This window comes from Streptomyces murinus, assembly GCF_002154555.1.
Lineage (GTDB): Bacteria > Actinomycetota > Actinomycetes > Streptomycetales > Streptomycetaceae > Streptomyces > Streptomyces murinus.
Map to the genome: position 1 here is coordinate 1 of NZ_MUNF01000387.1, position 11,312 is coordinate 11,312.

The window sequence follows — 11,312 nt, forward strand, 5'->3', positions numbered from 1 at the left end:
GGCAGCGGGGCCGGGGCGGATTCGAGCAGCAGTTCGGCGCGCGCCCGTGCCTCGCCGGGGTCGGCGAACACCAGGGGCAGCAGTTGGAGGGCCGGATCGCTTCCCGCTGTCACGCCTCGCATGGTAGTGGCCTGTATCAGACGGCGGACCGGCGGCTCTCACTCTCGTACACCGCCTTTCAGGGGGAGGACACGGCATGGCACTCCAGCGATACCGCGAACAGTTCGATCACATCCAGCGCTCGATGCCCGACGTCCCGTTGGCCATGGGCCCGGACGACGACGCCCATCCGCTGTACGAGAAGGGGATCGTCCTCGCCCGGTCCGGGGAGGAGGCCCGCGCCGTGGAGGACACGGTGCGCGCCCACTTCACCGAGACCCGGGGACTGCTGCCCGACCATGTGCGCCGCGACGGCCCGGACGGCGGCCGCACCGGGATCACCCGTATCCGGGTCGGCGCCCCCGACCTCGGGGACGACGTGGTGCCGCACGCCCTGGGCGCCCTGCGCGCCGCCGAGGAGCGGCACGGACGCCGGCTGGTCAGCCGCAACCATGTGGTGCACATCGCGGTCAACGCCTGCCCCGGGGACGAACCGGTGCCCATCGCGCGCTCCGCGGCGCCCAACCCGGCCGCCGCCGGGACCGGACACGACCCCGCCACCGCCGTCCGCGTCCTGGTGGTCGACACCGGTCTGGTGCACGACCACCACGCCTACCCGCTGCTCGCCCACACCACCGGCGACACCCAGGCGGCCGAGACCGACGGCGGCGGGGTGCTGCGCCAGTACGTCGGCCACGGCACCTTCATCGCGGGCATCCTCGCGGCCGTCGCGCCCAACACCGACATCACCGTCCGCGGCACCCTGAACGACGCGGGCGCCGTACTGGAGTCGGAGTTCGGCGCCCGGCTCTTCGAGGCCGTCGACGGGGCCGGCTGGCCCGATGTGATCAGCCTCTCCGCGGGCAGCCCCGCCCCCGGCCTGCACGGGCTGCTCGGCCTGGACGCGTTCATGAGCGAACTGCGCGAGCAGCGCACCCTGTTGGTCGCCGCCGCCGGGAACAACGGCAGCGACGTGCCGTTCTGGCCCGCCGCGTACTCGGCCCTGCCCGAGTACGCGGACAGCGTCGTGTCGGTCGGCGCGCTGCGCTCGGACGGCGAGGGCCCCGCCTGCTTCAGCAACCACGGCCGCTGGGTCCGTGTCTTCGCCCCCGGCGAGCGCCTCACCAGCGCCCTCACCGGCTTCGGCACCCCGGTGCCGTACCTCTACCAGCACTCCACCTACGACGACTGCCGGTACGGCTTCGACTACTCCTGCACCTGCCAGTACCCGCGCCACACCGGCGCGTTGAGCGAGGCGCGGGAGAGCACCGGGGGCAAGCCGGACCAGGTGATGTTCGACGGGTTCGCGCAGTGGAGCGGCACCTCCTTCGCCACCCCGGTCGCCGCCGGGCTCGTCGCCGCCCTGATGACGTCCGAGCGCGAGCGCGATCCCCGTGCGGCGGGCGCCCGGCTGCTGGCGGACGCGACCCACCGCACCGACGTCCGCGGGGCGAAGGTGCGCGCGCTCCGGCCGCCCACCTGGCGCCCGGTCCCGGTCACGGCCCCGGCGCTGCCCGCGTGAGCGCCGGAACCCTCCGCTCCACGGCGTACCATGACGAGCCCTATACGAGGGGTGGAGCCGTGGACCGAACAGAGGTCGGCGCGCTCGTCCGGTCCGCCGTCGACGGGGACGCCGCGGCCTGGAAGGCGCTGGTCGAGGGCATGAGCCCGTTGGTGTGGTCGGTGGTGCGCGCCCATCGGCTCTCCGACGCGGACGGGCACGAGGTCTACCAGACCGTGTGGTTCCGCTTCGCCCAGCATCTGGGGCGGATCAGGGAGCCCGACAAGACCGGCGCCTGGCTGGCGAGCACCGCCCGCCATGAATGCCTGAAGGTCATCAAGGGCATGACGCGGCTCACCCTCACGGATGATCCGCAGGTCCTGGACCGGGCCAGCGACGACCGTACGCCGGAGCAGACACTGATCGACTCCGAGGAGGCGGCGGACCGGGCCGAACGGGTCCGCCGCCTGTGGCAGGAGCTGGACGAACTGGGCGAGCGCTGCCGTCAGTTGCTGCGGGTGCTGGTGTCCTCGCCGCCGCCCAGCTATGTGGAGATCTCGGCCGCGCTCGGCATCGCGGTCGGCAGCATCGGCCCCCTGCGCCAGCGCTGTCTGCGGCGGCTGCGGGCCCGGATGGACCAACGGGGTGCGGCATGAACAAGGACAACGGGTTCCCCCGCGACGGAGCGGACGGGGACGGAGACGAGTCGGCGGACGCGCTCTCGGCGGACGCGCTGCTGGAGGCCACGGCGGACGCGCTGCTGGAGGAGGAGCTGCGGCAGGCCGCGGCCGTCCTCGACCCCGTGCCCGACTTCCTGCGCCAACTCGCCCTTGAGGCCTACGCCTTGCACGACCTGGACGCGCGGATCGCCGAGCTGACCTTCGACTCGCTGGTGGACGCGCTGCCGGTGCGCGGGGTCACGGACGCGCCGCGCATGCTGACGTTCCGCGCGGGCGCGCTCACCGTCGATGTCGAGGTCACGGGAGAGGGACTGATCGGGCAGGTGCTGCCGCCGGGTTCGGCGCGGATCGAGGTGCTCGGCGGTCCGGGCGCCGCCCGCCCGGTCGCCGTCGACAGCCTCGGCCGCTTCCTCAGCGACGACCCGCCCTGCGGGCCCTTCGCCCTGCGGCTGCGCACCGGCACGGAGGTGATCGTCACGGAGTGGCTGCGGGCCTGAGCGGGGACCGGCTCACCAGGTCACCGGCAGGGTGCGCGGCCCCCGGATCATCGTCTGCTGCCGCCACTCGACATCCTCCGGCGGCACGGCGAGCCGCAGCGCCGGAAGCCGGTCCAGGAGCGTGTCCACCAGCAGTTCCAGCTGGAGACGGGCCAGGACCGCGCCGGTGCAGTAGTGGTGGCCGTTGCCGAAGGCGACATGCGGGTTGGGGTCCCGGTCCGGGAGGATGCCGTCCGGGTCGGGGAAGACCTCCGGATCGCGGTTGGCGGCCAGGTAGGAGACGTAGACCGCCTCACCCGCGGCGATCCGGTGTCCGGCGATCTCCACGTCCTCCAGGGCGATCCGGGCGAGCCCGACGGTGCTGCGGTGCGGGATCCAGCGCAGCAACTCGTCGAACACCGGGCCGCGTTCGCCGGGCCGTGCGCGCATGCGGGCCATCAACTCCGGCCGGGTCAGCATCAGATAGAGCATCTGCCCGCAGTTGTGGGTGACCGCCTCGCCGCCGATCTGGAGCGGACCGGCGAGCCCGACGGCCTCCTCCTCGCCGATCTCACCGCGCGCCACGGCGCCCGCGAGCAGCGAGTAGACGTCCTCCCCGGCGCTGCGCGCGCGGGCCCGGACGATCTCGGTGATCCAGCCGTACAGGCCGTTCTTGGCCCGGTCGGCGGCCTCCGCGCCCCCGGACAGGGAGATGATCTGCCGGGTCCAGTCGTGCACCTGCTCGCGGTCGGTGCCGGGGACGCCCATCACCTCGCTGACGACGTACAGCGGGAACGGCTCCAGCACCCGCTCCACCAGGTCGGCGGGCGGGCCCTCGCGGACCATGCCGTCCACCAGCTCGTCCAGGATCTCCTGGGCGCGGGGCCGCAGCCGCTTCATCGCGCCGACCGTGAAGGCACCCGAGATGGGCTTGCGCAGCCGGTTGTGGTCCGGCTGGTCGGCCCAGGCGAGCGAGCCGGGGCGGGGCGCGAAGTTCGGCGCCAGCCGGGTGACCCGGCCGCGGGCGACCTCCGCGCGGCTGAACCGGGGATCGTTGGTGATCAGCTTCACATGCTCGTAGCGGGTGGCCAGCCAGGCCCAGCCCTCCCCGAACGGCAGCCGTATTCGGGTCAGCGGCCCCTCGCGCACCAGTCCCGCGAGCACCGGGTCGAACTCGGTGCCGTCCAGATCGATCGCGGGCCAGTCCCGCACGGGGGGCGGTTCCTGACCGGTGGGCGCGCTGGTCTCCATGGTCGTCATGCCCTCCACGATGGGGTGGGGCGCGGCGGGTGTCGTGCGGGACTGCTCCAGGCGGAGGGTCCACGGGCCGCCGACCGGCGTGGCTGCGGGGTTCTCCGCCGGGCCGGGTCAAAGGGCGTCGACCAGGGTGGCCAGCGCCGCCGCGAGCCGGTCGAGTCCCGGTCCGGGCGGTCCGCCGGGCTCGTCCATGTAGGTGTCCCGCCGAAGCTCGATCATCAGTGCCTCGACGCGGGGATCGGTGCCGTAGTACGCCAGCGGCACGTAGGTCCCGGCGAACGGGCTGTCCAGCCCGGTCTCCCCGCACCCGGCGAACGCCTCGCGGGCGGCGGCGAGCAGCTTCGGCGGGGTGTGGAAGGGGTCGGTGCCCAGGCACACCGGCGGTCGCGGGCCGTCCCCGTGCAGCTCGTAGGGGAGCGCCCGCGCCGGGTAGGAGTGCACATCCACGACCACGGCCCGCCCGGTCGCCGCCAGCCGCCCGGCCACGGCCCGCGTCATGGCCTCGGCGTACGGCAGGAAGTAGCGCTCGACCAACGGCCGCGGGTCGGTGTCCGCGGGCCGCAGCTGCGCGCGGTGGGTGGTCCGTGTGTACACGGCGCCCATCCCGACGGCCAGCATCTCCTCCCGCTCGTCCGGGAACCGCTCCGGATCCACCACCAGCCGCGACAACCGGTTCACGAACCGCCACGGCACCTTCCCGGCCGTCCCCGCCGCCCGCCCGGCCAGCTCCGCGGTGTGCGTGTCCGTGATGTGGTCCAACTCCCGCTCCAGAGCGGCCTCGTCCAGCAGGATCCCGTCCCGGACGTCCCGGGGGATCGCGCGGGCGGAGTGCGGCACATGCAGCAGGACGGGGGAGTCGGGGGCGCCGGGCAGGAGTTCGAACGCGGGCATCGGCGGCTCCGGGGCGTCGGCGGTGGCGTCGTTGTCAGTGGCGTGGTGCAGGATCGCGGTGTGAAGGAACATACATTCCTGGCGGCGCTGTACGGGGACGCGTACTACCCGGACCACGTCCTGGACAAGGCCCGGGCGATCCTGCTCGCCCTGTGCGCCCGCATCGAGGCCGAGCGGCCCGCCGACCTGCCCGCGCTCTACCGGCTCAGCCACGCGGCCACCGAGGAGTTCAACGCGCTGGAGGCCGAGTTCGAGGCCGCCGGCAGCGAGATCGAGACCGTGGCCCGGGACGAGATAGGCGGCGAGTTCCGGTACATCGCCCGGGCGTACGGCTTCGGGGAGGCGGACGTGGAGGAGCTGATCGCCCCGCGCGAATGGTGACGATCAGCCCAGCAACTCCCTGACCAGCGCGCCCACTTGGTCCGTCTCGATCAGGAACCCGTCGTGTCCGTACGGCGATTGCACCACCCGGGTCCGGTCCGCGCCCGGGATCGCGGCGGCCAGCTCGTGCTGCTGGGCGAGGGGGTAGAGGCGGTCGGAGTCGACGCCGGCGACCAGGGTGGGGGCCGTGACCCGGGCGAGGGCGGAGCGCAGGCCGCCCCGGGAGCGGCCGGCGTCGTGGGCGTTCATGGCCTCCGTGAGGACGACGTAACTCGCCGCGTCGAAGCGTCGTACCAGCTTCTCGGCGTGATGGTCCAGATAGGAGTCCACCTGGTAGCGACCGCCCCGCCAGGGGTGTTCCGTGCCCTGCGGGGCCCGGCCGAAGCGGGTGGCCAGTTCCGGCTCGCTGCGGTAGGTGACATGGGCGAGACGGCGGGCGAGCCCGAGGCCGGTGTGCGGGCCGCGGGCGGCGTCGTGGTAGTCGCCGCCCCGCCAGTCGGGGTCCGTACGGATCGCCCGTAGCTGGATCCCCGCCCAGGCGATCTGCTCCGCGCTCGCCGCCCCCGTCGTGGCGAGCAGCAGCAGCGCCCCGGTGCGCTCCGGGTACGACGCCGCCCACTCCACCGCCCGCATCCCGCCCATCGAACCGCCCGCCACCAGGGCCCAGCGGTCGATGCCGAGCGCGTCCGCGAGCGCCGCCTCCGCCGCGACCTGGTCCCGCTGGGTGAGGAACGGGAAGGCGCCGCCCCACGCCCGGCGGCCGTCCGGACGCGCCGAGGACGGCCCCGTGCTGCCCTGGCAGCCGCCCAGCACATTGGGGGCCACCACGAACCACCGGTCGGTGTCCAGCGGCCGTCCCGGCCCGACCAGCGGCTCCCACCAGCCGGGCGTGGGGTGCCCGGGCCCGGCGGGACCGGCGACATGGCTGTCGCCGGTCAGCGCGTGCAGCACCAGGACCGCGTTGGACGCGTCCGGCGCGAGCCGCCCCCAGGTTTCGAACGCGAGCCGTACGCCGGGCAGTTCACCGCCCGCCTCCAGCGGCAGCGGCCGGTCGGCCGTGAACCACCGCCGGCGGCCCGGCGGGTCCCCCTCCCGCCAGGCTCCGGTGGCCGGCACCCGCTCGGTCGCCGTGACCGCGCCCACCTACGCGCCCTTCGCCGCGCGGAAGCCGGCCTCCAGATCCGCCTTGAGATCGGCCAGGTTCTCGATGCCGACCGACAGCCGCACCAGACCCGGCGCCGTACCGGTGGCCGCCGCCTCCTCCTCGGTGAGCTGACTGTGCGTGGTGGACGCCGGATGGATGATCAGACTGCGTACGTCACCGATGTTCGCGAGATGGCTGAACAGCTCGACCGCGTCCACGAACCGCTTGCCCGCCTCGATCCCGCCGCGCAGCTCGAAGGAGACGATGGCACCGGCCCCGCGTGGCAGGTACTTCTGCCCGGCCTTGTACCACGGGCTGGACTCCAGGCCCGCGTAGTGGACGGTCGCCACCTCGTCCCGCCGCTCCAGCCACTCGGCGAGCGCCTGCGCGTTGGCGGTGTGCCGCTCCAGGCGCAGGCTCAGCGTCTCCACGCCCTGGAGCAGCAGGAACGCCGAGTGCGGGGCGAGCGCCGGGCCGAGGTCGCGCAGCAGCTGCACCCGCAGCTTCACCGCGAACGCGCCAGGTCCGAGCGCCGGCCAGTAGCGCAGTCCGTGATAGCTCGGGTCCGGCTCGCTGAAGTCCGGGAACCGGTCCGCGTGGGCGCCGAAGTCGAAGGTGCCGCCGTCCACCACCACACCGGCGACCGCGGTGCCGTGCCCGCCGAGGAACTTGGTCGCCGAGTGCACCACGATGTCCGCGCCGTGCTCGATCGGCCGCAGCAGATACGGGGTGGGCACGGTGTTGTCCACGATCAGCGGCACCCCGGCCGCGTGCGCCACGTCCGCGACCGCCCGTACGTCCAGCACATTGCCGCGCGGGTTGCCGAGCGACTCGGCGAACAGCGCCTTGGTGGTGGGCCGGATCGCCGCCCGCCAGGCCTCGGGGTCGTCCGGGTCGTTCACGAACGACACCTCGATGCCGAGCCGCGCCAGCGTGTGCCGGAAGAGGTTGTACGTGCCGCCGTACAGCGCCGTGCTGGAGACGATGTGGTCACCGGCGCCCGCCAGGGTCAGGATCGCCAGGGTCTCCGCGGCCTGCCCCGAGGCCAGCGCGACCGCCCCGACCCCGCCCTCCAGCGCGGCGATCCGCTGCTCGAACACGTCGGTGGTGGGGTTGTGGATCCGGGTGTAGATGTTGCCGGGCTCGGCCAGCGAGAACAGGTCGGCCGCGTGCTGGGTGTCCCGGAACACGAACGAGGTGGTCTGGTAGACGGGGGTGGCCCGTGCGCCGGTCGCGGGGTCGGGGGCGGCGCCCGCGTGGATCTGCTTCGTCTCGAAGGACCAGGCGGCGGTGTCGGGCTGCGTGCTCATGGTGCGTGCTCCTCGTGCGCGGGAGGCGGTGACGTGGCACGAGGCAACCACGCGCTCTCTTCGGCCGACAGGCTTACCCGCGAGGCGACATGAGGACGTCATGGACGACATGCGGCCGCAATGTTCCCGACACGGGACGTGGTCCGGGCGGTCGGCCATACGTACGGCCGGGGCGAACGTCCATGCGGCGCGCCCGGGGTGATCGTTCCGGCCGGGTACCGGTTGTCACCGTCCCGTCACAGCAGCGGGAGCCGGTGAAACCCGTGACCCCGGTCCGCTATCTCCCTCGACGTCAGCAGATCTTCGTAGCACTCGTAGCAGAGGACGCTCAATGAACCACCGTCATGTCTCCGCCGCCCTCGTCGCCGCCTCGGCCGCGGCCCTCCTCGCCACCGCGTGCGGGTCCGCCGGCGCCGCCCCGCGGGAGGGGGCCGGCCACGCCGCCGCGGCCACGACCTGGAAGCCGTGTCACCTGCCCGCGGGCCGGCACTTCCTGAAGCTGGACTCCGCCAAGAACGTCAAGGGCAAGGCCGTCGTGCGCGTCACCCCGCAGGCGTGCAAGGTGAACACGAGGAACGACGAGGACGTCGTCTACACCCCGAGCGGCGCGGCCCGTTCGCTCGGCTTCGCGCCGGGCGCCTCCGTCGAGGTGCTGCGCGAGACCACGAGCGTGAAGGTCGCCCCGACGTGGCTGGCGAACCACAAGCTGGCCAACAGCCCGTACTTCTTCTACCACGTCAACGCCAAGGGCCAGATCACCGCCCTGTCGGAGATCTACCACCCGTAGGCGGGAACAGCGGAGCGCCCCACCGCCCGGCGAGGGTGGTGGGGCGCTCCGCTGCGATCAGCCGGGTTCAGCCGGGTTCAGCCGGGTTCAGCTCAGGGAGGCCAGCACCGTGTTCCAGGTGGCCGACGGGCGCATCACCGCGTCCGCCTTCTCCTGGTCGACGCGGTAGTAGCCGCCGAGGTCGGCCGGCTCGCCCTGGACGCTGTTCAGCTCGGTCACGATCTGCTGCTCGTCGGCCGCGAGGGCCTCGGCGAGCGGCGCGAACGCCTTGGCCAGATCGGCGTCGTCGGTCTGCTTGGCCAGCTCCTGCGCCCAGTACAGGGACAGGTAGAAGTGGCTGCCGCGGTTGTCGATGCCGCCGAGGCGACGGGTCGGGGACTTGTCCTCGTTGAGGAAGGTCGCCGTGGCGCGGTCCAGGGCGTCGGCCAGGACCTTGGCGCGGGTGTTGCCGGTGGCCGCCGCGTACTGCTCCAGGGAGGGTACGAGCGCGAAGAACTCGCCGAGCGAGTCCCAGCGCAGGTAGTTCTCCTTGACCAGCTGCTGGACGTGCTTGGGCGCGGAGCCGCCGGCGCCCGTCTCGAACAGGCCGCCGCCCGCCATCAGCGGGACGACCGACAGCATCTTGGCGCTGGTGCCCAGCTCCAGGATCGGGAACAGGTCGGTCAGGTAGTCGCGCAGCACGTTGCCGGTGACCGAGATGGTGTTCTCGCCGCGGCGGATGCGCTCCACCGACAGCTTGGTGGCCTCGATCGGGGACAGGATCCGGATGTCCAGGCCCTCGGTGTCGTGCTCCGGCAGGTACTGCTTGATCTTGGCGATCAGCTGCGCGTCGTGGGCGCGCTCCTCGTCCAGCCAGAACACGGCCGGGTCGCCGGTGGCGCGGGCACGGGTGACGGCCAGCTTGACCCAGTCGCGGATCGGGGCGTCCTTGGTCTGGCAGGCGCGGAAGATGTCGCCCTGGGCCACGGCCTGCTCCAGGACCACGTTGCCGGCCGCGTCGACCAGGCGGACCGTGCCGTCGGCCGGGATCTCGAAGGTCTTGTCGTGGGAGCCGTACTCCTCGGCCTTCTGCGCCATGAGGCCCACGTTCGGCACCGAGCCCATGGTGGACGGGTCGAAGGCGCCGTTGGCGCGGCAGTCCTCGATCACGGCCTGGTAGACGCCGGAGTAGCTGTGGTCCGGCAGCACCGCGAGGGTGTCGTGCTCCTGGCCGTCCGCGCCCCACATGTGGCCGGAGGTGCGGATCATCGCGGGCATGGAGGCGTCCACGATGACGTCCGAGGGGACGTGCAGGTTGGTGATGCCCTTGTCGGAGTCGACCATGGCCAGCGCCGGGCCGTCGGCCAGCTCGGCGTCGAAGGACGCCTTGATCTCGGCGCCCTCGGGCAGGTTCTCCAGGCCCTTGTAGATGCCGCCGAGGCCGTCGTTCGGGGAGAGACCGGCCGCCTTGAGCGTCTCGCCGTACTTCGCGAACGTCTTCGGGAAGAAGGTGCGCACCACGTGACCGAAGATGATCGGGTCGGAGACCTTCATCATCGTGGCCTTCAGGTGCACGGAGAACAGCACGCCCTCCTCCTTCGCGCGGGCGACCTGCGCGGCGAGGAACTCGTTGAGGGCGGCGGCGCGCAGCACGGCGGCATCCACGACCTCGCCGGCGATGACCGGCAGCGGCGCGCGCAGCTCGGTGGTGGTGCCGTCGGCGCCGACCAGCTCGAAGCGCAGGGTGGTGTCCTCGGCGATCACCGCGGACTTCTCGGTGCCCGCGAAGTCGTTCTCGCTCATGGTCGCCACATTGGTCTTGGACTCGGCGGTCCAGGCGCCCATGCGGTGCGGGTGGGTCTTGGCGTAGTTCTTCACCGAGGCCGGGGCGCGGCGGTCGGAGTTGCCCTCACGCAGGACCGGGTTGACCGCGGAGCCCTTGATCTTGTCGTAGCGGGCGCGGATGTCGCGCTCCTCGTCCGACTTCGGGTCGTCCGGGTAGTCCGGCAGCGCGTAGCCCTTGCCCTGGAGCTCGGCGATGGCGGCCTTGAGCTGCGGGATGGACGCCGAGATGTTCGGCAGCTTGACGATGTTGGCCGAGGGGGTCTTGGCGAGCTCGCCCAGCTCGGTCAGCGCGTCCGCGATGCGCTGGTCCTCGTTCAGGTACTCCGGGAAGACGGCGATGATGCGCCCGGCCAGCGAGATGTCGCGGGTCTGCACGGGCACACCGGCCTGCGAGGCATACGCCCGGACCACCGGCAGGAACGAATGCGTCGCCAGGGCCGGGGCCTCGTCTGTATACGTGTAGATGATGGTCGAGTCAGTCACCGGGTGCTCCGCTCCACGTCTGCAACATTGCTCGACATCAAGATATCTCGTGCCGAGGGCGGGCTCGACAGGGGTGGCGTCTGGGGCCGCTGTTTTCCGCCGCCCGGCTGCTCACCTGGTCAGTCGCCTCCGCTTGTTTCCCCGGGCCCGCGGGTGAGCTCGCGCTCGATCCAGCGGCAGATCACCTCCACGACGTACAGGTGTTCGGCCCTGCTGAGCTGCCGTCCCTTGGGAATGCCGTGCCGGCGCAGCAGGCAGGTCCGGCAGCAGGTGGCGGTCGCGTGTTGCGCCACGAAGACGGGGTGGCCCCGGTACGGCGTCTGTTTCCCGTCCTTGTACGGCTCGGCCGGCGCGAGCCGCTTCGCGACCAGGTCATAGGCGTGCCACCTGATGGTGGCGGCCCCCTTCTCCTCGGCGGTGACCCGCTCCGGCCCCCGCAGCCGGAACCGGGCCCGGAACGGCTGCCGGGGCCGGAGCGG

Annotated in this window: 11 protein-coding genes; 5 read left to right on the plus strand and 6 right to left on the minus strand. The window is 72.7% G+C overall.

From position 1 onward, the window contains the following. Positions 1-196: 196 nt before the first annotated feature. Genes CCN72_RS23150 through CCN72_RS23160 form a run of 3 tightly spaced genes read left to right on the plus strand, consistent with a single transcriptional unit; the run spans position 197 to position 2,777 of the window. Positions 197-1,621: a S8/S53 family peptidase gene (locus tag CCN72_RS23150; protein WP_086809234.1), complete on the plus strand. Its 1,425-nt coding sequence runs from the start codon at positions 197-199 to the stop codon at positions 1,619-1,621. Between the two features lie 59 nt (positions 1,622-1,680). Continuing rightward, the gene (locus tag CCN72_RS23155) at positions 1,681-2,256 is read left to right on the plus strand and encodes an RNA polymerase sigma factor (protein ID WP_037663849.1); all 576 of its coding nucleotides are present in this window, start codon (positions 1,681-1,683) and stop codon (positions 2,254-2,256) included. After that, the gene (locus tag CCN72_RS23160; RefSeq protein ID WP_244174401.1) at positions 2,253-2,777 is read left to right on the plus strand and encodes a hypothetical protein; all 525 of its coding nucleotides are present in this window, start codon (positions 2,253-2,255) and stop codon (positions 2,775-2,777) included. Before CCN72_RS23155 ends, CCN72_RS23160 begins: the two co-directional genes overlap by 4 nt. Positions 2,778-2,789: 12 nt before the next feature. On the opposite strand, the gene CCN72_RS23165 is transcribed toward CCN72_RS23160, so the two are convergent. Beyond that, the gene (locus CCN72_RS23165) at positions 2,790-4,016 is read right to left on the minus strand and encodes a cytochrome P450 (RefSeq protein ID WP_086809235.1); all 1,227 of its coding nucleotides are present in this window, start codon (positions 4,014-4,016) and stop codon (positions 2,790-2,792) included. Between the two features lie 108 nt (positions 4,017-4,124). Continuing rightward, entirely contained in the window at positions 4,125-4,904 is a 780-nt protein-coding gene (locus tag CCN72_RS23170; protein ID WP_086809238.1) for an N-formylglutamate amidohydrolase, read from the minus strand. A 60-nt stretch (positions 4,905-4,964) separates the two neighbouring features. On the opposite strand from CCN72_RS23170, the gene CCN72_RS23175 reads away from it, so the two are divergent. After that, positions 4,965-5,285, plus strand: coding sequence for a DUF5713 family protein (locus tag CCN72_RS23175; RefSeq protein ID WP_107430143.1), 321 nt, complete (start codon positions 4,965-4,967; stop codon positions 5,283-5,285). Positions 5,286-5,288: 3 nt separating this feature from the next. On the opposite strand, the gene metX is transcribed toward CCN72_RS23175, so the two are convergent. Beyond that, on the minus strand, positions 5,289-6,428 hold the full coding sequence (gene metX, locus CCN72_RS23180) for a homoserine O-acetyltransferase MetX (protein WP_086809242.1): 1,140 nt from the start codon (positions 6,426-6,428) through the stop codon (positions 5,289-5,291). After that, positions 6,429-7,739 carry a bifunctional o-acetylhomoserine/o-acetylserine sulfhydrylase gene (locus CCN72_RS23185; RefSeq protein WP_086809244.1) on the minus strand — a complete coding sequence of 437 codons (1,311 nt, stop codon included), beginning with the start codon at positions 7,737-7,739 and terminating at the stop codon, positions 6,429-6,431. It abuts the gene before it with no gap. 331 nt (positions 7,740-8,070) lie between these two features. On the opposite strand from CCN72_RS23185, the gene CCN72_RS23190 reads away from it, so the two are divergent. Next, positions 8,071-8,526, plus strand: coding sequence for a hypothetical protein (locus tag CCN72_RS23190; protein WP_037663839.1), 456 nt, complete (start codon positions 8,071-8,073; stop codon positions 8,524-8,526). Between the two features lie 87 nt (positions 8,527-8,613). Here the strand turns inward: CCN72_RS23190 and CCN72_RS23195 are convergent, their stop codons facing one another. Both CCN72_RS23195 and CCN72_RS23200 read right to left on the minus strand, forming a co-directional pair. Beyond that, the gene (locus tag CCN72_RS23195) at positions 8,614-10,833 is read right to left on the minus strand and encodes an NADP-dependent isocitrate dehydrogenase (RefSeq protein ID WP_086809245.1); all 2,220 of its coding nucleotides are present in this window, start codon (positions 10,831-10,833) and stop codon (positions 8,614-8,616) included. A gap of 119 nt (positions 10,834-10,952) precedes the next feature. Further along, positions 10,953-11,312 (minus strand): DUF4186 domain-containing protein (locus CCN72_RS23200; RefSeq protein ID WP_086809247.1); only part of this gene is annotated, 360 nt, incomplete at its 5' end.